This is a genomic window from Ferrimonas sp. YFM (assembly GCF_030296015.1).
GTDB lineage: Bacteria > Pseudomonadota > Gammaproteobacteria > Enterobacterales > Shewanellaceae > Ferrimonas.
In genome coordinates, this window is the sequence record NZ_AP027368.1 from 4,515,088 (window position 1) to 4,540,279 (window position 25,192).

The window sequence follows — 25,192 nt, forward strand, 5'->3', positions numbered from 1 at the left end:
ATCCCCACAGTCTGAAAGGACATTTTGTCCCAACCGGGTCAGGGTGTTGGGTCAAACTGGTCGAAATGGAGTGACCCCATTCACAGAGTTGGGGCCCTCAAGCCCCTAAATGCTGGAACAGTTTTTGCTAACAAATCACTAGAGTTTGTAGATCCCCTTGAACAGAAGAACCTCTATGCCCCAATTCAGTCGAACCGACACCGATGCCCCGTTGACCAAGACGGTGGAGGCCATCGATGCCACCGGCCAGCGCCTGGAGAAGCAGATCGCCTGTGAGCGGCCCCTGACCCTCTACCTCAACTGGCAACCCATAGTGACCCTGATGACCCTGGGCGCCCGGCCCGAGAAACTGGCCCTGGGTTACCTGAAAAATCAGGGCTTCATCAGCGATGTGGACAAGGTGGAGTCGGTGATCGTCGACTGGTCCGTCAGCTCCGCCGCGGTGATCACCAGCGAGTCCATCGAGGGGCTGCAGGAGAAGCTGAGCGAAAAGACCGTGACCTCAGGCTGCGGCCAGGGCTCGGTATTTGGCAGCTTCATGGCCGATGTGGACAACATCCGCCTGAAGGTACCCAGCCTGAAGCAGTCCACCATCTACGGTCTGCTGAAGAATCTCGGTGAGTACAACGAAACCTACAAGAACGCCGGGGCGGTGCACGGTTGCGGTGTCTGCCAGCAGACCGAGATCCTCTCCTTCGTAGAGGACATCGGCCGCCACAACGCCGTAGACACCCTGGCGGGGGAACTGTTTCTCAAACGTCAGTCCGGCGATGACCTGATCTTCTACACCACGGGTCGCCTCACCTCGGAGATGGTGATCAAGGTGGCCAAGATGGGCATTCCGGTGCTGGTCTCCCGCTCCGGCATTACCGAGATGGGTCTGGAACTGGCGCAGAAGCTGGGCATCACCCTGGTCTCCCGGGCCAAGGGGCGTCACTTCCTGGTCTACAACGGCGCTGAAACCATAGAATTCGATGAGGTCCCCGCATGACGACGGAACGCGAAAACCTGTTTATGAACGCCAAGGAGGTTGCCGAGTATCTCGATCTGAACGAGAAAAAGGTGTACGCCATGGCCAACGAGCAGCAGTTGCCCGGCACCAAGGTGACAGGTAAGTGGCTGTTTCCCAAGCCGATGATCGACCGCTGGGTGATGGAGTCCTGCCACTTTGGCATGCTCTCCGACCGGCTGATCATCACCGGCAGCGACGACCCGCTGCTGCAGTGGGTGATCAACCGTCTGGGGAGACGCATCGAATCCGCCGGGCTGGTGAACTACTGCTCCACCGGCTCCAAGCTGGGCCTGAATCAGCTGGCCCGCGGCCACGCGGATGTCTGCGCCATGCATTGGGGCGAGGAATCCGAGCGGGATCTGCGCCACACCGCCCTGCTCAAGCGCCACCCTCAGTTCAAACAGTGGGTGATGGTTCACGCCTGCAGCCGGGATTACGGCCTGATGATGCGCAGCGACCATCAGCATCTGTGTCACGACCTCAGTGAAACCCTGGCCCTGCGCTACCGCTGGGTGGCCCGTCAGGAGGGCGCCGGTGCCCGTCATCACTTCGACAACTGGCTCACCAAGATGCACCGCACCACCACAGACATCAATGTGGTCAATACCGCCTACAGTGAGCGGGAGTTGGCGGGGATGATCGCCCGTAACGAAGCGGAGTTTGGCATGGGCTGCCAGGGGATCGCCGGCGAGTTTGGCCTGGCGTTTGTGCCCCTGGGCAAGGAGTCCTTCGACCTGGTGATGCCTCAGGGTGTCTACTTCCGCTACCTGCTGCAGCAGCTGTTTGAACTGATGCAAACCCCGGATACCCTGGCCTTCGCCCAGCGTCTCGGGGGCTACGACCTCTCCGGCTGTGGCCGCATCATCTGGAGCCCGAGCTAAAGCGGCTCCGGGGTGGGCCTCTCCGGCCCACCCTAAATTTACAGTTAAATATCAATGACTTTTATCTGAGTCACCTCTATGCTTGTCCTCCCACTCTAAGGAGGCTTCATGAAGTATCGCGTCGAACTGGAAGAGTTCACCACCACCCCCGAAATCCTGCTCATTGAACCCCAGCCCGATGGCAGCGAGCGGGTGGTCTGGCACCTGGCGATGAAGAGCGACGAAAAGCTGATCCTGGTTGAGGTGGTGGACGACACCCACCTGGTCATCGCCGACTGGTACGGCAACCTGTTCCTCTATCACATCCCCAGCAGGCGCCTGCTGGCCCAGCACAAATTTGACGCTCGAATCGCCATGAGCGCCAATATCAGCAGGGACGGCAACCATATTCTGGTCGCTTACTGCGACGAAGCCAACGGCCTACAAAAGGTTGTAGAGGTACTGGAAACCACCAGCCTCAAGCCGCTGTGCCGTCACCTGCTACCGGACTGGGACCAGCTTGGCGACGACTGCGAGTACGAGGTCGAGGTGGATGTGTACCAGTTTCAACAGCCCATCGATGGCGAAGCCTGGTTCTACTGCTGCGATGCCAACAGCAGCTGGGACCAGCCGAAGCCTCACGGCTACTACCAGCTGGATCTCGCCAGCGGCCGCAGCTCGTTTCGTCCCCTGCCAGGAGTGGGCAACGCCGACGATGACTTCTGCCGCCCCGCCCTCAATTTTGAACTGGGATTGGGGGCCATGCTGGACTGGTCAAAAGTTCAGATGACGGCAGACGAAGAGGGGCAGCCGCAGGCACACCTCTCCTTGGTGCTGTTCTCCCTCGACAGCTTCGCGCCGGTACGCACCCTGACCGCCCGCGCCTTTTCCGACGAGCAGCTGGACGATCTGGAGGCACTGCTTGCGGGTGCAGACGCGGACGCCGACGAATACTACCAAGCACTCAGCGATCTGATGGAACAGTTGCAGCGGCTTAAGTGGCAGGGGGACAAGCTCGCCCTCACCTTCGAGGACCGGCAGCAGTGGCAACTGGATCGTCACGGCGAGCGTGTCCAGATTAAGGCCGAGCCGGAAGCCAAGCCCGAGCGCAGCTGGACACCAGAAGCGCAGTTCAGTGCCCGCATCCAGGGTCGCATCCCTCTGTTTGTAAAAGAGGATACCGCTGACACCCTGAAAGGGATGGTGAAACTGTGCGCTGACATCGACCGACAGCGACGGGGAAAGCGCTTCGCGTTCATGCTGATGGACTCCCAGGGCCAAGAGCTGGACCAGAGAGAGTTTTTCCGGCAAGCCGCCCTCAACCATCCCCAACCTCTGTTGGAGATGCTGGTCCACTTTGCCCAGTATGAGCACGCAGACGAACTCTATGACGACCTCAATGAAAGTTACGGCGCCCTGTGCCATCTGGTGAAAGCACTGGTGGAGAGCGGCGTCCCTGACTACCTGATTGCGGTGGAGGCCTGGGTCAGGCAACTGGATCTGGACCACGAGTTATTTGTCCAGGAGGAGCTTCTCGGCGCACTGCAGCGTCAGTATGGTGCCGACCACCCAGGCGTGGCGACCATCATCGACTATGCCGGGAGCTGGTAGGCAAAAACACAAAGGGCGCCATCAGGCGCCCTTTTTCGTTTAACCGTGCAGCCCTCGAAGGCTGATGGACTGGGTCTCCTCCTCTTTGGACGGGGCGTCCTTGGGGAGGTTGATGGTGAAGGTGGTGCCCACCCCCTTGGTGGAGTCCACCTCAATCTGACCTCCGAAGCGGCGGATGATGCCGTAGGAGAGAGCCAGTCCCAGGCCGGTCCCGGTCTTGCGGGTGGTGAAGAAGGGGTCGAAGATTCTGGGCAGCAGCTCAGGGTCGATGCCGCAGCCGTCATCGGACACCGCCATCTGCACCCCCTTCACCTGACCCTCTTCATCCAGCCAGTCTCGGGTACTCACCCGAATCTGCCCACGCTCCTCCATGGCATGACTGGCGTTGATCACCAGGTTGATCAGCACCTGCAACAGTTGCTGTCGGTTGACCACCACCTCGGCACTTGCCTGAGGATCCAGAGCCACATCGATGGCCCGCTTCTCGATGGAGTGGCGTACCAGCACCCGCATCTCTTCGACAATGGGGTTGATGGGCTGACGCTCCAGGGGAGCGTCGAAGTCTCCGGGGCGGGCGTACTGCAGCAGGGATTGGATGATCGCCTTGATGCGCTGCACCTGTTGCAGCACCAGCTCGATCTCCTCCTCCACATCTTCGGCCCGGTCTCCCAGTTCGAACTTCATCAGCTCCATGTTGCCCAGGATCACCGCGGTGGGGTTGTTGATCTCATGGGCGATGCCGGCGGTGAGCTCACCCAAAGCCACCAGCTTTTCGTTGGTGACCATCTGCGCCCGGGTCTCCTCCAGCAGCTGCAGGTTCTCCTTCAGCTCCCGGGTACGCAGCTTGAGGCTGCGGGTGCGCTCCTCCACCTTAAACTCCAGCTGCTCTGCCGCTGCCTTGATCTGGCGGTTTCGCTGCTGCAGCAGATCCAGCATACGGTCAAATTGTCGTGCCAACTGGGACAGTTCGTTGTCCGGGTCCAGCCCCAGGTTGCCGATGCGTCGCTCCTTGCCCTCCTGCATGGCCCGAACCACGGTGTGGATGCGGTCCAGGGGCTTCAACAGGCCGGTGGCGCCCTTGTACACCGCCAGACCGGAGAGGGAGAGCACCACCATCAGGATAAAACCCAGCTCCAGGATGTTCAGCAGATAGTTGTGGATGAAGGGGGCTTCGGTGAATCCGGTGTAGAGCATGCCGATACGCTTGCCGTCCACGTCATACAGCGGGGCATAGGCGGAGATGTACCAGTCGTCGTAGACGAAGGCACGGTCGATCCACACCTGCCCCTTATCCAGCACCTTCATCCGCACCTGATCGGAAACCAGAGAGCCGATGGCCCGCTGTTCGCCTTCACGGCTGCCGGGCACGTTGGTGCTGATGCGTACGCTGTCCAGGAACAGGGTCACTGTCCCCAGGGCATCCTGAGGCAGGGTACCGGGGGCATAAAGCAGGTCACGGATGTTGTCCACCAGGGTCTGATTGCGATTGAGCAACACCCCACCATCCAGGTACCCCACCACCTCACCACTGGTGGCCTTTACCTTGAGCAGGGTGCGCATCACCATGCCACGGCTCTCCATGCCACCTGTACTGGAGGCGGACATGGGGGTGGATAAGATGGGCATTTCGGCGCGACGGGCCAGTACCGGCCCCAGGGAGGCCAGCTCCGGTTTCTGCAACACCTGAATGCCTGAGCGAGCCCGTTCACCCTCGGCCGGCATCAACTTGGCCAACCTGGGCTCCAGCAGCACCTGCTCCAGGGTCAGCAGCCGCAAAAAGTCCAGGCCGAGGTCCTCCCGGCTCTTCTCCAGCAACCGGTTGATGGCCACGTTATGGGAGTCCTGGGCAGACAGCAGGCTCTTCAGTTGCCAGGCACTCTGCACCTGGGAGATCACCTGCTCCTGGTCATTGAGCTGTTCGAGGATCACCCCTTGGGCCACCCCCAGATCGGCCCGCACCTTCATGAACAGCTGGCTGCCGGTGTAGGAGACGTTCCAGTAGATGGTAATGAACACCAGGCTGGCCAGGGTCAGCAGCACTGGCAGCAGCATCAACACCAGCAAACGGTAGCGCACCGTGCTGGTCAGCAGGCGTACGTCCCCTTCGAAACGCTTCCGCCAATAGGAGAAGATCACTCCTGCAGGCCCCACTCTTTGAATTTACGGTCCAGGGTTTTGCGGGACACACCCAGCACCCGGGCGGCGGCAGACTTGTTGCCCTGCTGGCTGTCCACCACCTGCATCACGTGCATGCGCTCCACCTCTTTCAGAGGCATCTCGTCCGGGTAGCCTGACTGGGCGGCATCGCTCTGGGTGTTCTCCGCGGTGATCTGCTGGCGCCAGTACTCCACCGGCGGCTTACCCAGGAGCAGGCAGCGCTCCACCAGGTTGCGCAGCTCACGGATGTTGCCCGGCCAGTCGTGGCGGGTCATCAGCTCCAGATCCTCATGGCTCCAGCTGACCTCTTTCAGGCCCAGCTCTGACGCCAGCTGCCGGGTAAAGTGGTGCACCAGTTCGACGATGTCATCCTGGCGCTCGCGCAGGGCCGGGATGCGCACATTCAATACGTTGAGGCGATAGTAGAGGTCGCGACGGAAGCGCCCCTCCTTCACCTCATCCATCAGCTCCCGGTTGGTGGCGGCGATCACCCGCACATCCACCGGAGTCTCCTTCTCGGAGCCCACGGGACGGATGGCACGCTGCTCCAGCACCCGAAGCAGGGCGGTCTGCATCTGCAGCGGCATCTCACCAATCTCATCCAGGAAGATGGTGCCACCACTGGCGAAGCTGAACAGTCCCTCACGGGCACTGCGGGCACCGGTGAAGGCACCGGCCACGTGACCGAAGAGCTCACTCTCCAGCAGCTCCGGGGCGATGGCACCACAGTTCACCGGCACGAAGGGGCCACTGCGGCCGGACTTCTTGTGCAGCAGGCGAGCCACCAGCTCCTTACCTGTGCCGGACTCCCCCTCGATCAGCACCACGGAGTTGGTGGGGGCCACCCGGTCGATCACCTCCTTCACCCGGGTCATGGCGTCGCTGACCCCAATCAGGGTGTCGTCGCCGACCTGGCTCTGCTTCACCTCCCGCTTCAGCAGCAGGTTTTCCCGGCGCAGCAGGCGACGTTCGAGGCAGCGATCTACTGCCTGCATCATCTGCTCCAGGTGGAAGGGTTTCATGATGAAGTCGGCAGCACCGGCCCTCAGGGCGCGGATGGCGGTCTCCATGTCGGCGTAGCCGGTCATAAAGATGATGTCGGAGCGGCGGCTGCCTGGATCCAGGGCCTCGTTCCACTCGATGCCGTCCCGGCCCGGCAGGCGGATGTCCACCACCAGCAGATCGAAATGGCAGCGGCTGCGCAGGCGTTCGGCGTCTTCGACACTGCCGGCGGTCTCCACCAAGGCGAAGCGCTTGGAAAGGGCTTTTTTCAGGAAAGAGCGCATGCCGGGTTCGTCGTCGACGATCAGAACCGACAGGGCTGGGGTTTGTAGCACATCATCGTTGTTCATGGCGCTGCATTGTCCGATTGATATGGAGCCAATTTGTCCCAGGCTAGGCCATTTTGGCCGTGCCCGCTAAAAGGGTGTGTCATTTTGACCTAGTTGACCAGCAAAATCCTGTGAGACAGCTCAAACTTTTCAAGGAATCCAAGTTGGCATCTAAATTGCTGTTCATATAAAAGAATTTGCCATACCCAAATGAAAACGGAGAAACAGATGAAGCGCATCGTCACCGGCCTGTTGGCCCTGACCCTAAGTTTTGGCGCCTTTGCGGCCAAGGACGTAAAACTGGCCACCACCACCAGCACCGACAACTCCGGTCTGTTGGCCTACCTGCTGCCCGCCTTTGAGCAGGACAGCGGCTACCACATTCAGGTGATCGCCACCGGTACCGGCAAGGCCCTGCGCCACGGCCGTAACGGCGACGTGGATCTGGTGATGACCCACGCCCCAGGCGCCGAAGCCAAGTTTGTCAATGACGGGTTCGGCCGCATGCCACGTCAGATCATGGCCAACGACTTCATTATCCTGGGCCCTGACAGCGATCCCGCCGACCTGAAACACGCCAAAGGCATCGCCGATGCTATGAAGCGCATCCACGACACCAACGCCATCTTCGTGTCCCGCGGCGATGAGTCCGGCACCCACATGAAAGAGCTGAACCTGTGGAAGAAGGCCGAGGTTTCCAATGAGTACGCCGGCTACCGCGCCATCGGCCAAGGCATGGGCCCTGCGCTGCTGACCGCCAACGAAATGCAGGGTTACCTGCTGGCTGACCGTGGCACCTACCTGGCCTTTATGCACAAACTGAAGCTGAAAGTGCTGTTCGAGGGCGACGCGACCCTGCAAAACCCCTATCAGGTGATTCTGATCAATGACAAGAAGTACCCAGATCTGAATCATGACGGCGCCAAAGCCTTCTCCGATTGGCTGATCAGCGACAAAGGTCAGAAGATGATCGATGATTTCCGCATCAAGGGTCAGCCGCTGTTTAAAGCGACCTACAAAAAGTAGTGTGAATGAGTAGCACCCTAGACACCCTGCAGCAGGCCGTGGGCCTGCTGCTCAGCTTTGATCATAAGGTGTGGAGCATCATCCTGGTCTCCTTCACTGTCTCGGTCAAAGCCCTGGGCCTGAGTCTGATACCCGCCATCATGGCGGGTTTTGTGCTTGCTCAGGGACGCTTTCCCGGACGCCACACCTGCATCGCCCTGTTCCAGACTCTGCAGGCGATTCCCACCGTGGTGGTGGGCCTGATGGTCTACCTTCTGCTGTTCCGCCAGGGCCCCATGGGCGATCTCCGTTGGCTGTTCACCCAGAATGCCATGGTAATGGGGCAGATCATGCTGGCGACGCCGGTGCTGGTCTCCACCAGTTACGCCGCCTTTGCCGGCGGCGACTGGCGGGCCTGGGAAACCGCCCGCACCCTGGGGGCGTCCAAACTGAGAGCATTTCTGACCCTGTGTCATGAACTCAGAGTGCCACTGATGGTGGCCATCATCGCCGCGTTCAGCCGTATCATTACCGAGGTGGGCAGTTCCATGCTGGTGGGGGGAAACATTCAGAACCTGACCCGCAACATGCCCACCGCCATCGCCCTGGAAACCAGCAAAGGGGAGTTCGCTCAAGCGGCCGCCCTGGGTATGGTGCTGGTGTTCCTGGCGCTGTTACTGAACTTCTCTCTGAGCGCGTTGCGCGGAAAACAGGAGCATCGTCATCGTGGTTAAGGTCTCTCTTATTGATCCTCTGATCGCCGTGGAAGGGCGAACCCTGCTGCAGGCGGAGGAGATCAGCATCGAGGCTGGGCAAAGCATCTGGCTGCGCGGCGCCAACGGCGCCGGCAAGACCACCCTGCTCAAGACCCTGGCGGGACTGCGCAAACCCGACGGCGGCGAGCGCAGGGTCGATGGCGCCCCTGGCCCCTGGTGGCGTCTCAAGGTGGGCGCGGGTCAGATCATCTATCTGCACCAGACCCCCTACCTGTTCGACGGCAGTGTCCGTCAAAACCTGGCTTACAGCCTCAGCCTGCTGCCGATGAACCGCAGCGACAAAGAGGCCCGAATCGACGAAGCGCTGCGCGCCGCCGAACTGACTCATCTGGTGGATCGTCCCGCCCAGGTGCTGTCAGGGGGCGAGCGTCAGCGTCTTGCCCTGGCCCGGGCCTGGGTGGTACGTCCGGCGATCCTGCTCCTGGATGAACCCACCGCCAACCTGGACCAGCACTCCATCGAGGTGGTGGCCGCCATGGTGACCCAGTTGCAACAGCGAGGCTGCGGCATTATGGTCACCAGTCACCAGACCACAGAGGTGACCAAGCTGTGCAGCGACGTATGGCAGATACACAATGGCCACCTGTTTCATACTGTCAGCGAGGAACACCCCCGTGCCAGCTACCAATAACAACATCACCCTGGCCGTACTGGCCGGGGGCCGGGCCCGCCGTATGGATGGCGAAGACAAAGGCCTGGTGACCGTGGCAGGGAAGCCGATGATCAGCCACGTTCTGCAGCGTTTCGTTCCCGATGCCGCCCAGACCCTGATCATCGCCAACCGCAACCAGGATGCCTATGGCGAACTGGGTCACCCCGTGTTCAGCGACGAGCTGGAGGGGTTCCAGGGCCCCATGGCCGGCATGCGCACCGCCCTGCGTCATTGCGACTCTCCCTATCTGCTGGTGCTGCCCTGCGATGTGCCCATGCTGCCCGGTGACCTGCTTCACAAAATGTTGGATCAGTTGCAGAGAGAGGATGCGCAGATCGCCGTGGCCTGCGACGATGAGCGCGAACACTCCGTTATCCTACTGATGAAGTCGGATTTAGGCCCCTCCATCGACGAGTTTCTGGCCAATGGAGATAGAAAAATTCTGCTTTGGTACAACCAAAAACGCCTGACCAAGGTGATCTTCCCCGGTCAGGCCGAGGCCTTTGCCAATATCAATACTGCCGAGCAGCGGGACGAGCTGGAACAGCGGCTGCTGGCGAATAAGGATCTGTAACTATGAATGTCGACCAAATTCTGGCGGATTGCCGGGTGCCGGTACTGGGCATCTGCGCCTACAGTGGCACCGGAAAAACCACGCTGCTGAAAAAGCTGATCCCAGAGCTCAATCGTCGTGGCAAGAAGCTGGCCGTGATCAAGCACGCCCACCACAACTTCGATGTCGACATTCCCGGTAAGGACTCCTACGAGCTGCGCAAATCCGGCGCCGAACAGATGCTGGTGGCCTCCCACATTCGCCGCGCCCTGATGGCGGAAAAGGTCACCGACGGCGACCCCGACCTGAAAGAGCTGCTGGGGATGATCGACCAGACCCGGGTGGACATGATTCTGGTGGAAGGATTCAAGAAGCTGCCCCTGCCCAAGCTGGAGCTGCACCGCGCCGAAGTGGGCAAGCCCTTCGTCTTTACCCAGGATGACGCCATCCGCGGCATCGCCGTCGACGCCGACACCCAGTTGCCAGAGGATCTGGCCATGCCGGTGCTGGACATCAACGACGTCGATGCCATTGCCGACTTTATCGAGCAGTTTGCCGCTGACTGGAAACCGGTGGGCTACGCCCCTTTGGGCACCTGTGGCTGTGACGACGTGGAGCGCAAACAGCTCTCCGTCGCCCAGGGCCAGGCGCGCATCCTTAGCGAAGTGAAGCCGGTCACCGCCATCGAAGCCACTCCCCTGCTGCAGGCACAAAACCGGGTACTGGGGGCAGACATCGCCTCTCCGGTCAATGTCCCTCAGCACACCAACTCCGCCATGGATGGCTATGCCATCCGTAACGACGGTCAGCATGACAGCTTCACCGTGGTGGCCGAAGTGCTGGCCGGCCACGGCTATGACGCCGAGGTTCAGTCCGGTGAAGCGGTGAAGATCATGACCGGCGCCCCGCTGCCTGCCGGCGTGGACACCGTCATCATGCGCGAGCTGGCCACCCAGGAGGGAGACCAGGTCCGCTTCGACGGTGACATCGAAACCGGACAGAACATCCGTCAGGCCGGCGAAGACATCGCCGTTGGCGCCACCGCCCTGACCGCCGGCAACCGTATCGGCCCTGCCGAGCTGGGCCTGCTGGCCTCCCTGGGCCTGGGTGAACTGCCGGTCTACCGCAAACCCAAGGTGGCGGTGTTCTCCACCGGCGACGAAGTGTGTCAGCCCGGCGAGCCCCTGAAACCCAACTGCATCTTCGACTCCAACCGCTTCACCATCCAGGGGATGCTGGCCAAGCTGGGCTGCGAAGTGGTGGACCTAGGCATTCTGGAAGACACAGAGGAAGCGATGGCCGATGCCCTGCAGGCCGCCAGTGAACAGGCGGACGTGGTGATCACCTCTGGCGGTGTCTCCGTGGGCGACGCCGACTTCATCAAGCCGGTGATGGAGCGTCTGGGTCACATCGACTTCTGGAAGATTGCCATGCGTCCCGGCCGTCCGCTGGCGTTCGGTAAGATCAAGGACACCCTGCTGTTCGGTCTGCCCGGCAACCCGGTGGCGGTGATGGTCTCCTTTATGCAGTTTGTTCAGCCCGCCCTGCGCAAGATGATGGGCGAGCCCAACTGGAAACCGCAGATGATGCGCGCCACCGCTGGCGAGCCGATGCGCTCCAAGCAGGGCCGCACCGAATTCCAACGCGGCATCATGCAGCTGAACAGCCTGGGTGAGCTGACGGTGACCACCACCGGCGCCCAGGGCTCAGGCATCCTGAGTTCGATGGTTCAGGGCAACTGCCTGATTATTATTGAAGAGTGCCAGGGCAACGTCAGCGCTGGCGAGGCGGTCTGGGTTCAGCCCTTCGCCGATCTGCTGTAACGGGAGCACCCCATGAGCCTGATAGACGGCTTTGGCCGTAAGATCGATTACCTGAGACTGTCCGTCACCGACCGCTGCGATTTCCGCTGCGTCTACTGCATGGACGAAAACCCCAAGTTCCTCAAGCGGGATGATGTGCTGACCCTGGAGGAGCTGAGCGTCATCGCCCAGGCCTTCACCGAACTGGGCGTCGAGCGGATCCGCCTCACCGGTGGTGAGCCCCTGGTGCGCACCGACCTGAGCGTACTGGTGCGCAAGCTGTCCAAGTTGCCGGGTCTGAAAGATCTGTCCATGACCACCAATGGCTCGCGACTGACCAAGTTCGCCCATGTGATGTCCGGCAATGGCCTGCAACGCCTCAACATCAGCCTGGATACCCTGGATGCGGATCGCTTCGCCGAAGTCACCCGCAAGGGCAACCTGGAGCGGGTTCTGGCGGGCATCGATGCCGCCCGGGACGCCGATTTCGAGCGGATCAAGATCAACGCCGTGGTGATGAAGGGTAAGAACGACCACGAGGTGCTGGACCTGGTGAACTTCGCCCGGGACAAGGGGATCGACATCAGCTTTATCGAGGAGATGCCCCTGGGCGCCTTCGACGGTGAGCGTCGTGAGCAGACCCTGTGTACCTCGGAAGAGGTGCGCAGCTTCATTGAGCCTACCTACCCGCTGACCCCCACCTCGGATCGCACCGGCGGCCCAGCCCGCTACTACAAGATGGCGGACAGCGACATTCGCGTGGGTTTCATCTCCCCCCACAGCCACAACTTCTGCCACGAATGTAACCGGGTTCGGGTTACGGTGAAGGGTGAACTGCTGCTGTGTCTGGGCAATGAGAACTCGGTGGACCTGAAACAGATCCTGCGGGACAACGACGGCAGCGTCGAAGCGGTGAAGCAGGCGATCATCACCGCCATGAAGGTGAAGCCGGAGAAGCACCTGTTCGGCCATGAAGAAGGCACCCAGATCCTGCGCTTTATGAGCCTGACCGGCGGCTAACGCCGTTGACCGTTAAAGAGCCTCGCCATGGAGCGGGGCTTTTTTATGGGCGTAAGCGACTGGGGAAAACAAGGGATTTTCTAGGGGCCAGAAACAGAAAAAGCCGCTGATAAACAGCGGCTTCTCTATGAATAATGGGGTGGCTGATGGGATTTGAACCCACGACAACCGGAATCACAATCCGGGACTCTACCAACTGAGCTACAGCCACCACAGAGTCTTTTGTGTCAAACCAAATCCCCTGGCGGAAAATGGCGCGCCCAGGAGGATTCGAACCCCCGGCCTCACCCTCCGGAGGGGTGCGCTCTATCCAGCTGAGCTATGGGCGCTTCCTTTGACGGCGGCTATGTTACGGTGAACACCGGCACAGGTCCAACGTTTTTTCCAAAAACACCGCTCGACCGAGCAAAAAATAGCTAAAGCGGCGGTTTTTGTCACTAGGCATCACTGTTTGTTCTTCAGCATCGCCCGCAAGGCGGCGATATTGGCCTTGCCGGACTGCTGACGCTGAGCCTCGCTCTGGCGCTTTCGACCCTTATCCCAGTCGAGATCATCCTGGGGCAGTTCCGCCAGGAAACGGCTGGGCTCGCAGCGGATCTGCTCACCGAACTGACGGCGCTCCCGGCACAGGGTGAAGATCAGCTCCTTCTGGGCCCGGGTGATCCCCACATAGGCCAGACGGCGCTCCTCCTCGACGTTGTTCTCGTCCAGGCTGCTTTGGTGAGGCAGCAGCCCCTCCTCCATTCCGACCATAAACACATAGTGGAACTCCAGCCCCTTAGAGGCGTGAAAGGTCATCAGTTGCACCTGATCCGCCTCCTCCTCCTCGGAGTTGCGCTCCATCATGTCCCTCAGGGTCAGCTTGGTCACCACCTGGGGCAGGGTCATGGGCTCTTCCAGATCGTCCCCCTCCAGCATGTCGGTGATCCAGCGGTAGAGTTCGGAAACGTTCTTCATCCGCATCTCCGCCGCCTTGGGGCTGGGGGAAGTGTCATACAGGAAGTCTTCGTAGTTGATCTCCCGCACCAGGTCCTTGAGTGCCGCCAGGGTGTCGCCGCGCATCGCCCGGTCCGCCAGCTCCACCACCCAGCGGGTGAACACCATCACCGACTCGGCGGCGGACTTGGGCAGGTGCTGCTCCAGATCCGGCTCGAACGCGGCGGCGAACAGGCTCAGCTGGCGCTGGTTGGCCAGCCGCCCCAGGCGCTCCAGGGTGGCCGGCCCCATGCCGCGCTTGGGCACGTTGCAGATGCGTAGGAAGGCGTTGTCGTCGTCGCCATTCACCAGCAGTCGCAGGTAGGCCATGATGTCCTTGATCTCCGCCCGGGAGAAGAAGGAGGTACCACCGGACAGCTTGTAGGGGATGCGGTTGGTCATCAGCGCCTTTTCGAACAGCCGTGCCTGATGGTTGCCCCGGTAGAGGATGGCGTACTCTTTGTAGTCGGTGCGATTGACGAAGCGGTGACGAATCAGCTCGGCCACCACCCTCTCCGCCTCGTGGTCCTCGTTGTTGGCACTGAGCACCCGCAGGGGATCCCCATAACCCAGCTCGGAGAACAGCCGTTTGTCATAGACATGAGGGTTGTTGGCGATCAGGATGTTGGCCGCCTTGAGGATCCGCTGACTGGAACGGTAGTTCTGCTCCAGCTTGATCAGCCTCAGCTTGGGGAAGTCCTGACCCAGCAGCACCAGGTTCTGCGGTTTGGCGCCCCGCCAAGAGTAGATGGACTGATCGTCGTCCCCCACTACGGTGAAGCGGGCCCGCTGGCCCACCAGCAACTTCACCAACTGGTACTGGCTGGTGTTGGTGTCCTGGTACTCGTCCACCAACAGATAGCGGATGCGGTTCTGCCAGCGTTCACGCACCTCCTCGCTGCTGGCCAGCAGCAGGGTGGGAATCATGATGAGATCATCGAAATCCAGGGCGTTGTAGGCGGTCAGGTGCTCACGGTAACGGCCATAGAGCTGGGCGAACAGGATGGATTGCGGGTCCCGGGCCAGCTGCAGCGCCTTGTCCGGCAACACCAGGTCGTTCTTCCAGTTGCTGATGGCATTGATCAGCGCATTCAGCTGGTCCTTATCCCCCTCCAGCTCATTCTCGGTAAGCTCCTTGAGCAGGGCCAAACTGTCCTGGTCATCGAACAGGGTAAAATTGGGCTTGAGCCCCAGAGACTTGTGTTCCCGGCGGACAATCTCCAGTCCCAGGGTGTGAAAGGTGGAGACCCACAGGCCCCGGGCTTCTTTCTTACCCAGGGTTTGGGACACCCGCTCACGCATCTCACGGGCCGCCTTGTTGGTAAAGGTCACTGCCGCGATATGTCGCGCCTGATATTCACACTGCTGCACCAGATAGGCGATCTTGTTGGTGATCACCCGTGTCTTGCCGCTGCCGGCTCCGGCCAGTACCAAGCAGGGGCCGGACACATACTCTACGGCCTCCTGCTGACCAGGATTCAGTCTCATTGTTTCTCCCGCTTTCGTTAGGGGCGCTATTCTACCGGAAATGGCGGCCTGGTGCGCCTATGATGAGACTCACCCTGTAGGCGAATTCTTTGTTACCATAAATCCAAGCATTACGGAGTAGATACCATGATTAACACGGACAAGCTGGAACAGATCGCCAAGCAGATGAACGACGCCCTGCCCCCAGGGCTGAAGAGCGCAGCGGAAGATTTTGAGTCCAAAGCCAAAACCATTCTGCAGAGCCAGCTGGCCAAACTGGATATGGTCAGCCGGGAAGAGTTCGACCGCCAGAGTGCGGTGCTGGCCAAGACCCGCCAGATGGTGGAGCAGTTGGAAGCGCGACTGGCAGAACTGGAAGCCAAGCAGGAACCAGACACTGAACAGTGATCCCAAGCGTCAGTGGCAGCGGGGCGAATTCCTGCTGAGCACTGACCGGGCCAGACTGGATCGGGCCATGGTGCACCGCTACCTGAGTGAGGAGGCCTACTGGTCTCCCGGCATACCGCGAGCTCTGGTGGACACAGGCATCGACAATGCTCTTTGCTTTGGCCTGTATCATGGCCAGCAGCAGGTGGGCTTCGCCCGACTGATCACCGATTACGCCACCTTTGGCTACCTGGCAGACCTTTTTATTCTTCGGGAATTTCGAGGTCAGGGGCTGGCGAAATGGCTGGTGGAATCTCTGTTTCAGATGGAGGAAACCCAGCGGCTGAGACGCATTATGCTGGCCACTGTCGATGCCCATGAACTCTATCGCCAGGTCGGTTTCGGCCCCAGTGCCCACCCGGAAAGGCTGATGGAGATCCACCGCCCGGACATGTATCGCTCACTCTCCGTGAGCGATGAAAGTTCCCCCGAATTCTGAATAGTTTGCAAAAGGCGAAGCGGTTCACCCTTTGGCAACATCAGGGATTGACCTTGGTGTAGCACAAGGGTTTAGCATACGCCCCAGCATATGTTCTAAGATGAATCCACAACCTGACCAAAAGGACAACCGAGTGAGCAAGCGTTTTGCCCTGGCCCTGGCCCTGATGTTCGCCCCCCTGGCGACCTGGGCGGCCCAATTTGTTGAAGGTACCCACTACATGGTCGTCAGCGACAAGCCGGCGTCCGAAAAGCCCGTTATCAAGGAGTTTTTCTCCCTCTATTGTGGCCACTGCTACAACATGGAGAAGCGCTACCTGCCGCTGATCAAGCCCGGCCTGGACAAGTCCATCGACTTCCAGCAGGCCCACGTGGACTTCATGAACTCCGAGATCGGCAATGAGGTGATCCTCTCCCTGGCCGTGATGCAGGAGATGGGTGTCGAGGAGAAGGTGAAAAAGCCCCTGTTTGCCATTCTGGCGGGCGGCGATCACCACCACGGTGCCGGCGAGTCCCACGATCACGAAGCGGAAGCGGGCATCCACAACCGCGATGACATCAAGAAGGTGTTCACCGACAACGGCGTCGACGTGGCCGACTACGACAAGGTCGCCGCCAGCGAGGCGGTCAAGAAGAAGATCATGGGTTGGATGGTGGACCAGCAGAAGTTCCGTATTCAGAGCGTGCCCACCTTCGTGGTCAACGACAAATACATGATCAACATGAGCCAGATCCGCACCCTGAGCGAACTGACCGAGTTGATGAACTACCTGGCCACCGAGAAGTAATTTCGGTCCAGACGATGAAAAAAGCCTCCGCCTTCGGAGGCTTTTTTTGTGACCTTCGCCGAACATTGGCGAAGAAAACCCCAGGAAGATCACACCATCAGCCCCCTGCATTGGGCTAGGCTTGCCCCATGAATGAGCTGCTCCTGTTCAATGTCTATCTGTTTTACGGTCTGGTGTTTTTCACCATTGGCTGCGTCATCAGCTTCCGTAATCTCAAGTTCAGCAAGCTCACCATCGCCTCGGCCCTGCCTGCCCTGGCCTTGTTCGGCTTCATGCACGCCTTCCACGAATGGTCCGAGATGTTCCTCAAGCTCACCGACAATGAGTTTGGTTCGCTGTGGGGCATCCAGGTGGAGCTGCTGCGCATCACCAAGTTGCTGATCTCCTTCCTGGCCCTGGTGGGCTTTGCCTGGCAGATGCTGGAGATCCTGGCCGCCCCCCAGAGGCGCTGGCTGCGCTATCTGGTACCGGGCCTGCTGCTGGTGTACCTGAGCGCCACCCTGGTGCACCTGGCCATCTTCCCCGCGGAGCACTCTTTGGCCCTGTCGGTCAACCTGACCCGTTGGATCTTTGGCCTGGCGGGAGGCTCCCTGGCAGGGGCTGCGATGATCTACTATTCCCGGGAACTGTCCGCCACCCATCATCAGGGGGCTCAGGCATTCGCCTACTGCGGTCTGGCCCTGATCGCCTATGCCCTGGCCGCCGGGGTGCTCTCCAGTGACTGGGGAATCTGGGTCCCCATAGTGCGCATGCTCTGCGCCGCCGGGTTGCTGTTGGGGCTGGTTCAGGCCCTGAAGCTGTTCGATCAGGAGTATCTGCAACTGGTGGAGGAGCAGCAACGACGCATCATGCGCAGCGAAAAGCTGCGGGCCATGGGTGAGCTGGCCTCCGGCATTGCCCATGAAATTAAGACCCCCCTGAGCTACGCCACCCTCAGTTGCGACCTGTTGGAACGGCAACTGGATGAGGCACCCGAGCCCAGGCGCCAACTGGACCGCATCCGCCATGGTTTGCATAGGGCCAGCCACATCAGCCAGGAGGTGCTGCACTTCGCCCGCCAGCACAGCGAGCCCAGCCGGGTGAACCTGCAGCAGATCACCGAGTCGGCCCTGGATCTGATGCAGCACAGGCTCAAGGGGTTCAAGCTCAAGTGCGCCTTTGAGGGGGATCTGTTCGTCGATGGCGACCCGGTCAAGCTGGAAGAGGTAGTGATTAATCTGGTGAACAACGCCATGGACGCCAGTGAGCCGGGCGGTGTCCTGTCATTGACCCTGCAGCAGCACGGCGACAGGGTGCGTTTTGCGCTGAGAGACCATGGCAGCGGCATCCATGCCGAGCAGCTGCATCAGGCGATGAGCCCCTTCTTCACCACCAAACCCCAGGGCCAGGGAACCGGCCTGGGTCTGGCGATCTGCCAGCAGATTGTCCAGCAGCATCAGGGTGAACTGGTGCTGGCCAACAAAGCCCCTGGCCTGGAGGCCAGCTTCACTCTGCCAAGGAGCGCCCCGTGACCCTGACCATTTTGCTTGCGGAAGATGACCTGGAACTCAACGACACCATCACCGAGGTCCTGCAGTCGGAAGGGTGCGACGTCTACGCCTGCCACAGCGCCGAACAGGCGTTGGATCTGGCCGAGCAGCGCAAGTTCGACATCGCCCTGTTTGATCTGGTGATGCCCGGCATGACCGGTGTCGAGGCGATCGCCGCCCTCAAGCGGCTGCAACCGGGCATCAGCGTGGTGATCACCACCGCCTTTGCCACCGTGGACACCGCGGTAGACGCCATGAAAAAGGGGGCCGACGACTTCATCACCAAACCCTTTAACCTGACCACCCTGATCACCACACTGCGACGGGTTCAGGCCCAGAAGCAACCGGCCATGGCTCTGGAGGATGAGGACGCCAACAAGGTGTTCTCCGCCCTGTCCAACCCCATGCGCCGGGCGGTGCTGCAACAGCTTGCCCGACATAAGAAACTGCGCTTTATGGATCTCTGCCGTCTGGCCGGAGTAGAAAACCACACTCAGTTCAACTTCCACCTTCGCCAGCTCAGGCAGAGTGGCCTGGTCGAGCAAAATGCGAGCAAGGTCTATTTTCTGACAACACAGGGGCAACAAATGGTGGCCCTGCTCAGCTCCTCGTCCGATTAATTACATCATTCAAATCATAGGCTTGAATCCAATCTGATAAGTTCTCTTATCAGAGGGTAAAGTTGTGTCAACTTCCCTAATCTGGATGACATTTTCGCCAAATTCGATACTGCAGTTGGGAAACAGACAGTGGAACACCACTGCAGGAGAATGATGATGAAAACCCACACCAAACTGCTGGCGTCCCTTATCGCCGCAACCCTGCTGACCGCTTGCGGCAGCGACGACAACAACAACGATACCGTCCTTCCAGACCCAAATACGCCGCCGGTTGCGGTGGACCTGGATGCCGCCACCACCAGCGCCACTGCCATCATGATCGATGCCCTGGCCTCCGCCAGCGACGCTGATGGTGACACCCTGACACTGAGCTCCGCCATCGCCACCCACGGCAACGCCGAAGTGAAAGATGGCCAGATCAAATACGACCCTGCCGGTTACGTGGGTGACGATGTCATCGATTACAAGGTCAGCGACGGAAGTGATGAGACCGCCGCCAAGATCCTGGTAACCGTAACCGAAGAGGTGATTGAGCTGACCTACGTAGGTTCAGAGACCTGCGGTGGGTGTCACAAGGGCAAATTTGAGAGCCACCAGAACCACGGCCACAACTTCAAGATCTCCAAGATTGAAGGCGAGATGCCCACCTTCCCCTACACCGACGTATCCGGTGCACTGGAGATGGTTCAGGATGGCGCGACCCCACGCAACACCCTGGGTGTGCCGGAGTCCTATCAGGATGTCACCTACACCACGGGCGGTTACTGGAAGAAGATTCGTTGGTTCGATAAGAACGGCCACATCGTGACCGGTGCCGACGTACAGTACAACCTGTATGGTTCCGGCGACCAGCAGCTCAGCGATTACAAGAACGATGAGCACTACGATGATCTGGTCTACAACTGCGGTAACTGCCACAACACCGGCTGGAAGCCCTATGATGAGACTCTGAACCCTCACCGTCAGGATGACCTGGCCGGCATGGGCGGCACCTTTGCCCTGGCCGCAGTACAGTGTGAGGCGTGCCACGGCGCTGGTTCCGAACACATCAAGGCGCCTTCTGCCGAGAACATCACCAAAGTCGCCAAGCCTCGCAGCTCCGAGCTGCTGCAAAGCGACACCATGGGCTTTGGTGCACCGATGCACTGCAGTGAGTGCCATACCCGTGACGGTGACCGTAACCACAGCAATGGCTACGTCAACAAGTTCCACGCCGCCTTCCCTGACAGTGACCTGCCTGAAACCGCTGGACGCATCGACGCCAAGGGTGGCCTGACCCGTCATCACCAGACCTACGATGAGTTCTTCGGTATCGATCCTGAAACCGGTGAAGCCACCAACCCGCACTACCTGGCTGGCCTGGACTGCGTGAGCTGTCACGACCCGCACAAGTCCACCGTCAACATGGCTGAATCCGGCGCCAAGCTGTCTGTCTGCAGCGATTGTCACGGCGAAAAGGAGTTCAAGGACGGTCTGACCCTGCACGCCACCATGGCAGAGTGCACCACCTGTCACATGCCTGAAGTGGTGAAGAACGCCACCAGCATCACCACCAACGGCGGTGTGACCTTCGGCGACGAGATGATGCACGTGGTGACCATCGACCTGTACAACGAGAAGCCTCAGATCACCGAAGACAACAAGATGAATCCCTTCCTGAAGGACGCCTGGGCCTGCGGTGAATGCCACGCCGAAGGCAGCAAGCTGCAGAGCCTGACGGACAACTACGGAGGCAAGATCCACAAGTAAGCCCTGCAAGTTTTTCCGACCACAAACAACTCATCATTACTGTCGGAAGCCAAGCCGCCCTCTCGGGCGGCTTTTTTCGGATTTGGGCTCACCAGAAACCACCTTTGTGATCCCGCAGGCACTCAGGACGCTGGAATTTTCTACAATCGCACCTTATTATATTAGATTAATCTAATTCAAGGATGTCCGGATGAATCAGCAAGCGCAGTTGAGCCACTCCTCCAAGCTGGCCTACTTTCCCATCTCCTTCTTCGCCATGATCATGGGGATGAGCGGCCTGACCCTGGCCTGGGAGAAGGCTCACCATGTTCTGGGGGCCCCTGAATGGGTGGGTCAGGTCCTGCTGGGCATGACCCTGTGCCTGTTCACCGTCATCTCCGGCAGCTACCTGATGAAGCTCGTCACCCAGCGCCAGGCTGTACAGGCAGAGCTGGAACACCCGGTGAAACTGAGCTTTTTCCCCACCATCTCCATCAGCCTGTTGCTGCTCAGTGCCGCGCTGCTGCCGGTCTCCAGGCCTTTGTCTCTGCTGTTGTGGGCCATAGGCACCGCTGTGCATCTGTTGTTCACCCTCTATGTGCTGACTCAGTGGATTCACCACCCCAAGTTCCAGATTGCCCACAGCACACCGGCCTGGTTTATCCCCATCGTCGGTAACGTCATCGTGCCCATCGCCGGTGTCGAGCACGGCTTCATGGAGATCAGCTGGTTCTTCTTCTCCATCGGCATCCTGTTTTGGGTCATCCTCAAGGCACTGATCCTCAATCGGGTGATCTTCCACGACCCCTTGCCAGAGAAGTTGTTGCCCACCCTATTCATCTTCATTGCCCCACCCGCCGTGGGCTTTGTCTCCTACACCAAACTCACCGGTGGCCTGGATCCCATGGGGCAGATCCTGTTTAACGTGGCCATGTTCCTGGTGTTGCTGCTGGTCACCCAGTTCCCCCGCTTCTCCAAGATCCGCTTCTACATCAGCTGGTGGGCCTACTCCTTCCCCCTGGCCGCGGCCTCGGTCGCCTCTCAGGTGATGTATACCGCCACAGGCAATGAGATCTTCGGCTACCTGGCCTACGCCTTGCTGGCCCTGGTGACCGGAGTGATTCTGCTGCTGCTTGTTCGCACCCTGAAGGCGGTGCTCAATGACGAGATCTGCCAGCCAGAAGGGTAGCGGCGGAATAAAGGAAGCCGGGCCCTGCGTCCGGCCAATTCCAGTGAACCCCACCACTCTCCCTGCAACTGACACATATCGCTGTAAGGCGATGTAAGATCTCTGGGGTATCACCGCCCCTGTGGGTACACTTAGGCTCTGGAGAATTGTCGACTGAGTGGACCAAGGTGGCCAAAGCCAAAATTTTGATCGTCGAGGACGATACTGAAATCGCCCGACTCACCGCCATGTACCTGCAAGCTGAGCAGTATGAAACCCGTGTCGTAGACAGGGGTGACGAGGCTCTGACCGCCATCCGTGAGTTTCAGCCAGACCTGATGGTGCTGGATCTGATGCTTCCTGGGATGAGCGGCATCGATGTCTGCCGAGCCGCCAGGGAGTTCTTCCAGCGGCCCATCATGGTACTGACCGCTTGCGACGATGAGTTCAGCGAAATCAGCCTGCTGAAGATCGGTGCCGACGACTACCTGACCAAGCCGGTAAAGCCCCACCTGTTGGCAGCCCGCATCGAAGCCCTGTTACGACGCTGGCAACCCCAAGGCCAGGAGTGCCTGGAGGTCGGTCCCATCACCGTCAACCGTCGCCGCCAGAAAGTCAGCCTCAATCATCAGGAGGTGGACCTGGCCGAGTCCGAGTACAAGATGCTGTTGCTGCTCGCCGAGAGTGCCGGCCAGGTAGTCACCCGAGAGGAGTGCTGCCGCGCCCTGAGAGGCATCGACTACGATGGCTATGACCGCTCTGTGGACATGCGCATCTCAGGCCTGAGGAAAAAGTTAGGGGATGCCAAGGCGCCCTACCGACTGATCCTTACCGTCCGCAACCGTGGCTACATGCTGGTCAATGAATAAACTCATCCCCCCGCTGTTCACCCGCATCTATGTGGGTATGGTGCTGGCCCTGGTAGGCAGCGTTTTCCTGACCTCCAGCTTCAGCGACTCCTGGTATGAGGAGACCGAGGTCCAGGACTTCTATGCCGACACCTTCGCCATGGTCACCTTCTTCCGTAAAAGTTGGCAAATGCAGTCGATCTCCGCCGAAGAGTACATCAACGCCATCGATCTGAGCATGTCTCCCTGGGACACCAAGTGGTTGGAGGGTCTGGATACCCCGGCCTGCGAAGACTGCAAACTGATGGCCAGCTTCGACGACAGTGAGGTCTACCAGCTGGAGGAGTTTCGCTATCTCGCCACCTTCCCTATGCCAGAGCAGGGGGGAGTACTGGTGATGTACGACAAGGACTTTGCCGTCTTTGAAGAGGACCTCAGAGGCATTCTGGAGGAGGATCCGGAAGCGGCCAGCTCACAGCTGCTGTACGACTCTGAATTCCGGGATCTGGACGAGGACCTGCTGACCATTGTCGAGGAGGACCCGGATGTTGCCAGCACCCTGCTGCTCTTTGGTCTGATGCTGTCCGCCTTTGGCGCGGTGATCTACCTTCCCGCCCGCCAGCTACAGCGACAGATTCAAAAACTCAGCGCCACCCAAGCCCAGTTCGGTCAGGGACAGCTGAACGCCAGGGCCGATGTGCCCCGCTCCGAGCCGGTTCGCCAGTTGAGCAGCGGCTTCAACAAGATGGCCGATGCCATCTCCCGCTCCGTCGAAGAGAGCCGGGTACTGGCCCAGGCGGTCCCCCATGAACTGCGCACCCCCCTAAGCCGAATTCAGCTGGCCAATGGCCTGCTGCGCAAGCAGTGCGATAAGCCTGAGCAGGTGGAGCTGCTGGACGACATCGACAACTACATCGAGGACATGGATCAGCTGACCCATCAGGTGCTGACCCTGTTCCGGCTGAACTCTCCGGACAAAGGCAACTGCAGCCAGCAGCCCGATGTGGACCTGGCGGAAATCCTGGATCAGCGTCTGAAATGGTTCCAGCAAACCGGCACTCTGCCGGTAAGAGCCTACATCCCCAGCCTGCCCGCTCAGGGAGTGAACCCCACCTGCTTCCGGCTGCTGCTGGATAATCTGATGAGCAACGCCCAGCGCTATGGTCACAGCCAGGTGCGCCTCAGTGCCGAAGCCACCCCTCAAGGCACCCGCCTTCATGTGGAGGAGGATGGCGAAGGGATCCCGGAAGCGGACCGGGAGCTGATTTTCATCCCCTTCTCCCGGCTGGACAGCAGCCGTACCCAGGCCACAGGCGGACTCGGTCTCGGCCTGGCCATCGCCCAAGCCGCCGCCCACAGACTGGGGGCCCACCTGTCCGTCAGTGACAGCGAACTGGGGGGCGCCAAGTTCACCATCGTTTTTAAGGAGCAAACCGGTGCTTAGACTCCTGGCCGTTCTGATGTTGCTTTCAGCTTCGGTTCACGCCAACGATTTTGTCGACAACGGCTGGCTGGCACCGGAGAACCTCCCTGACTATCTGAACCAATTCCAGAAACAACAACAGCAGGCACGGCTGGAGCTTGATGGTCAGCGTTATCCTTTAGGGTTTCTGGATATGGAGGAGCAACGGGTCTACCTGAGCTTCGATCTGGGCGTTATCGTCGCCGAACTGGGTGAAGAGGCCGATGGCGAACGGGAGCTGGTGATCCTGCTGGGCAACCCGAACGACCTGGACGCCATAATGGAGGCGCCGGACAGAGTCCTGGTCGATGAACGCGCGCAGCTGACCACAGAGGGGGACAACTCCGTCTTCAGGAGCCTCCTCGAAGATGAGCAGAGCGGCGCACGCCAGCAGGCGCTGTTGGTGTTCAATGATTCTGTGTTTGAAGCGGGTAGCATCACCCTGAATGTGGTGGGACACCAAGCCATACTCAAAGGCGATCTGGGCACCAACGCCTACCTGCAACTGCGAACCCTGATACAGACTCACCCAGAGGTCACCGAGCTGGTGTTTCAGGATGTGCCCGGCTCCCTGTTCGACGGCATCAACCTGCACAGCGGCCGGCTGGTTCGCCAGGCAGGGCTCACCACGGTCATGCCCTCAGACGGCGAAGCCTACTCCGGTGGGGTGGATCTCTTCCTGGCGGGAGCCAAGCGGGTCTATCAACCCGGTGGCAAGCTGGGGGTGCACTCCTGGTGCTGCGAAGAGGAAAAGGGCGCCGACGAACTGCCGAAGAGCCATCCGGCCCACGATGCCCAGTTGACCTTCGTCCGGGAGATGCTGGGGCCTGAGCTGGGCCCCGAGTTCTACTTCTACACCCTGGAGGTGGCGCCCTTCGACGGCATTCACCTGATGAGCCACGACGAGATTCGTCACTACCTCAAGCCTCAACCCTTCTAGGGC

At 60.0% G+C, this 25,192-nt stretch carries 22 protein-coding genes and 2 tRNA genes; 19 read left to right on the forward strand and 5 right to left on the reverse strand.

Annotated features, from left to right (window positions below; genetic code table 11):
* Nucleotides 1-175: 175 nt before the first annotated feature.
* The 3 genes from QUE41_RS20865 to QUE41_RS20875 all read left to right on the forward strand — a co-directional run bounded on the left by QUE41_RS20865 (nt 176) and on the right by QUE41_RS20875 (nt 3,483).
* Nucleotides 176-991 carry a formate dehydrogenase accessory sulfurtransferase FdhD gene (locus QUE41_RS20865; protein WP_286340874.1) on the forward strand — a complete coding sequence of 272 codons (816 nt, stop codon included), beginning with the start codon at nt 176-178 and terminating at the stop codon, nt 989-991.
* A complete protein-coding gene (locus QUE41_RS20870; RefSeq protein WP_286340875.1) occupies nt 988-1,893 on the forward strand; it encodes a substrate-binding domain-containing protein in 906 nt (301 codons plus the stop codon). The genes QUE41_RS20865 and QUE41_RS20870 overlap by 4 nt, the downstream gene beginning before the upstream one ends.
* A 108-nt stretch (nt 1,894-2,001) precedes the next feature.
* Nucleotides 2,002-3,483: a hypothetical protein gene (locus tag QUE41_RS20875; RefSeq protein ID WP_286340876.1), complete on the forward strand. Its 1,482-nt coding sequence runs from the start codon at nt 2,002-2,004 to the stop codon at nt 3,481-3,483.
* A gap of 39 nt (nt 3,484-3,522) precedes the next feature.
* Here the strand turns inward: QUE41_RS20875 and QUE41_RS20880 are convergent, their stop codons facing one another.
* Both QUE41_RS20880 and QUE41_RS20885 read right to left on the reverse strand, forming a co-directional pair.
* Nucleotides 3,523-5,535, reverse strand: a complete 2,013-nt coding sequence (locus QUE41_RS20880; RefSeq protein WP_286342989.1) for a sensor histidine kinase — start codon at nt 5,533-5,535, stop codon at nt 3,523-3,525.
* An 80-nt stretch (nt 5,536-5,615) separates the two neighbouring features.
* Nucleotides 5,616-6,992, reverse strand: coding sequence for a sigma-54-dependent transcriptional regulator (locus QUE41_RS20885; protein WP_286340877.1), 1,377 nt, complete (start codon nt 6,990-6,992; stop codon nt 5,616-5,618).
* Nucleotides 6,993-7,199: 207 nt separating this feature from the next.
* Here QUE41_RS20885 and QUE41_RS20890 point away from each other — a divergent pair, with 207 nt between their 5' ends.
* From QUE41_RS20890 to moaA, 6 genes are read left to right on the forward strand one after another with little or no spacing between them, the layout of a single operon-like run.
* Entirely contained in the window at nt 7,200-7,997 is a 798-nt protein-coding gene (locus QUE41_RS20890) for an ABC transporter substrate-binding protein (RefSeq protein ID WP_286340878.1), read from the forward strand.
* Between the two features lie 5 nt (nt 7,998-8,002).
* Nucleotides 8,003-8,710, forward strand: a complete 708-nt coding sequence (locus QUE41_RS20895; protein ID WP_286340879.1) for an ABC transporter permease — start codon at nt 8,003-8,005, stop codon at nt 8,708-8,710.
* The gene (locus QUE41_RS20900; RefSeq protein WP_286340880.1) at nt 8,703-9,383 is read left to right on the forward strand and encodes an ABC transporter ATP-binding protein; all 681 of its coding nucleotides are present in this window, start codon (nt 8,703-8,705) and stop codon (nt 9,381-9,383) included. The genes QUE41_RS20895 and QUE41_RS20900 overlap by 8 nt, the downstream gene beginning before the upstream one ends.
* Nucleotides 9,367-9,978, forward strand: a complete 612-nt coding sequence (mobA, locus tag QUE41_RS20905; protein WP_286340881.1) for a molybdenum cofactor guanylyltransferase MobA — start codon at nt 9,367-9,369, stop codon at nt 9,976-9,978. Before QUE41_RS20900 ends, mobA begins: the two co-directional genes overlap by 17 nt.
* A gap of 2 nt (nt 9,979-9,980) precedes the next feature.
* Nucleotides 9,981-11,780: a bifunctional molybdopterin-guanine dinucleotide biosynthesis adaptor protein MobB/molybdopterin molybdotransferase MoeA gene (locus QUE41_RS20910; RefSeq protein WP_286340882.1), complete on the forward strand. Its 1,800-nt coding sequence runs from the start codon at nt 9,981-9,983 to the stop codon at nt 11,778-11,780.
* Nucleotides 11,781-11,792: 12 nt separating this feature from the next.
* Complete coding sequence (gene moaA / locus QUE41_RS20915) at nt 11,793-12,779, forward strand: GTP 3',8-cyclase MoaA (protein WP_286340883.1); 987 nt, start codon at nt 11,793-11,795, stop codon at nt 12,777-12,779.
* Between the two features lie 135 nt (nt 12,780-12,914).
* Here the strand turns inward: moaA and QUE41_RS20920 are convergent.
* The 3 genes from QUE41_RS20920 to rep form a co-directional block, all read right to left on the reverse strand.
* Nucleotides 12,915-12,990: transfer RNA gene (locus QUE41_RS20920), tRNA-His, on the reverse strand.
* A gap of 41 nt (nt 12,991-13,031) precedes the next feature.
* A tRNA-Arg gene (locus QUE41_RS20925) sits at nt 13,032-13,108 on the reverse strand.
* Between the two features lie 115 nt (nt 13,109-13,223).
* Nucleotides 13,224-15,242 (reverse strand): DNA helicase Rep, encoded by a 2,019-nt coding sequence (rep, locus tag QUE41_RS20930; RefSeq protein WP_286340884.1) that lies wholly within the window; start codon nt 15,240-15,242, stop codon nt 13,224-13,226.
* A 126-nt stretch (nt 15,243-15,368) separates the two neighbouring features.
* Here rep and ubiK point away from each other — a divergent pair, with 126 nt between their 5' ends.
* The 10 genes from ubiK (at nt 15,369) to QUE41_RS20980 (ending at nt 25,189) form a co-directional block, all read left to right on the forward strand.
* A complete protein-coding gene (gene ubiK, locus QUE41_RS20935; RefSeq protein WP_286340885.1) occupies nt 15,369-15,629 on the forward strand; it encodes a ubiquinone biosynthesis accessory factor UbiK in 261 nt (86 codons plus the stop codon).
* 67 nt (nt 15,630-15,696) lie between these two features.
* Nucleotides 15,697-16,107 carry a GNAT family N-acetyltransferase gene (locus QUE41_RS20940; protein WP_286340886.1) on the forward strand — a complete coding sequence of 137 codons (411 nt, stop codon included), beginning with the start codon at nt 15,697-15,699 and terminating at the stop codon, nt 16,105-16,107.
* A gap of 133 nt (nt 16,108-16,240) precedes the next feature.
* Nucleotides 16,241-16,894 carry a thiol:disulfide interchange protein DsbA/DsbL gene (locus tag QUE41_RS20945; RefSeq protein ID WP_286340887.1) on the forward strand — a complete coding sequence of 218 codons (654 nt, stop codon included), beginning with the start codon at nt 16,241-16,243 and terminating at the stop codon, nt 16,892-16,894.
* A 128-nt stretch (nt 16,895-17,022) separates the two neighbouring features.
* Nucleotides 17,023-18,405 (forward strand): sensor histidine kinase, encoded by a 1,383-nt coding sequence (locus QUE41_RS20950; protein WP_286340888.1) that lies wholly within the window; start codon nt 17,023-17,025, stop codon nt 18,403-18,405.
* Nucleotides 18,402-19,043: a response regulator gene (locus tag QUE41_RS20955; RefSeq protein WP_286340889.1), complete on the forward strand. Its 642-nt coding sequence runs from the start codon at nt 18,402-18,404 to the stop codon at nt 19,041-19,043. The genes QUE41_RS20950 and QUE41_RS20955 overlap by 4 nt, the downstream gene beginning before the upstream one ends.
* A gap of 156 nt (nt 19,044-19,199) precedes the next feature.
* Nucleotides 19,200-20,792 carry an Ig-like domain-containing protein gene (locus QUE41_RS20960; protein ID WP_286340890.1) on the forward strand — a complete coding sequence of 531 codons (1,593 nt, stop codon included), beginning with the start codon at nt 19,200-19,202 and terminating at the stop codon, nt 20,790-20,792.
* Nucleotides 20,793-20,982: 190 nt separating this feature from the next.
* A complete protein-coding gene (locus tag QUE41_RS20965; protein ID WP_286340891.1) occupies nt 20,983-21,960 on the forward strand; it encodes an SLAC1 anion channel family protein in 978 nt (325 codons plus the stop codon).
* A gap of 146 nt (nt 21,961-22,106) precedes the next feature.
* Nucleotides 22,107-22,808, forward strand: a complete 702-nt coding sequence (locus QUE41_RS20970) for a response regulator transcription factor (RefSeq protein ID WP_286340892.1) — start codon at nt 22,107-22,109, stop codon at nt 22,806-22,808.
* On the forward strand, nt 22,801-24,231 hold the full coding sequence (locus tag QUE41_RS20975) for an ATP-binding protein (RefSeq protein ID WP_286340893.1): 1,431 nt from the start codon (nt 22,801-22,803) through the stop codon (nt 24,229-24,231). The genes QUE41_RS20970 and QUE41_RS20975 overlap by 8 nt, the downstream gene beginning before the upstream one ends.
* Complete coding sequence (locus QUE41_RS20980; RefSeq protein ID WP_286340894.1) at nt 24,224-25,189, forward strand: hypothetical protein; 966 nt, start codon at nt 24,224-24,226, stop codon at nt 25,187-25,189. Before QUE41_RS20975 ends, QUE41_RS20980 begins: the two co-directional genes overlap by 8 nt.
* Nucleotides 25,190-25,192: the final 3 nt, after the last annotated feature.

Excerpts from the sequence above, each read along its gene's own strand:
- QUE41_RS20865 (WP_286340874.1), top strand. The coding sequence starts at position 176 with ATGCCCCAATTCAGTCGAACCGACACCGATGCCCCGTTGACCAAGACG.
- QUE41_RS20870 (WP_286340875.1), top strand. The coding sequence starts at position 988 with ATGACGACGGAACGCGAAAACCTGTTTATGAACGCCAAGGAGGTTGCC.
- QUE41_RS20875 (WP_286340876.1), top strand. The coding sequence starts at position 2,002 with ATGAAGTATCGCGTCGAACTGGAAGAGTTCACCACCACCCCCGAAATC.
- QUE41_RS20880 (WP_286342989.1), bottom strand. The coding sequence starts at position 5,535 with ATGCTGCTGCCAGTGCTGCTGACCCTGGCCAGCCTGGTGTTCATTACC.
- QUE41_RS20885 (WP_286340877.1), bottom strand. The coding sequence starts at position 6,992 with ATGAACAACGATGATGTGCTACAAACCCCAGCCCTGTCGGTTCTGATC.
- QUE41_RS20890 (WP_286340878.1), top strand. The coding sequence starts at position 7,200 with ATGAAGCGCATCGTCACCGGCCTGTTGGCCCTGACCCTAAGTTTTGGC.
- QUE41_RS20895 (WP_286340879.1), top strand. The coding sequence starts at position 8,003 with ATGAGTAGCACCCTAGACACCCTGCAGCAGGCCGTGGGCCTGCTGCTC.
- QUE41_RS20910 (WP_286340882.1), top strand. The coding sequence starts at position 9,981 with ATGAATGTCGACCAAATTCTGGCGGATTGCCGGGTGCCGGTACTGGGC.
- moaA (WP_286340883.1), top strand. The coding sequence starts at position 11,793 with ATGAGCCTGATAGACGGCTTTGGCCGTAAGATCGATTACCTGAGACTG.
- rep (WP_286340884.1), bottom strand. The coding sequence starts at position 15,242 with ATGAGACTGAATCCTGGTCAGCAGGAGGCCGTAGAGTATGTGTCCGGC.
- ubiK (WP_286340885.1), top strand. The coding sequence starts at position 15,369 with ATGATTAACACGGACAAGCTGGAACAGATCGCCAAGCAGATGAACGAC.
- QUE41_RS20940 (WP_286340886.1), top strand. The coding sequence starts at position 15,697 with ATGGTGCACCGCTACCTGAGTGAGGAGGCCTACTGGTCTCCCGGCATA.
- QUE41_RS20950 (WP_286340888.1), top strand. The coding sequence starts at position 17,023 with ATGAATGAGCTGCTCCTGTTCAATGTCTATCTGTTTTACGGTCTGGTG.
- QUE41_RS20960 (WP_286340890.1), top strand. The coding sequence starts at position 19,200 with ATGAAAACCCACACCAAACTGCTGGCGTCCCTTATCGCCGCAACCCTG.
- QUE41_RS20965 (WP_286340891.1), top strand. The coding sequence starts at position 20,983 with ATGAATCAGCAAGCGCAGTTGAGCCACTCCTCCAAGCTGGCCTACTTT.
- QUE41_RS20975 (WP_286340893.1), top strand. The coding sequence starts at position 22,801 with ATGAATAAACTCATCCCCCCGCTGTTCACCCGCATCTATGTGGGTATG.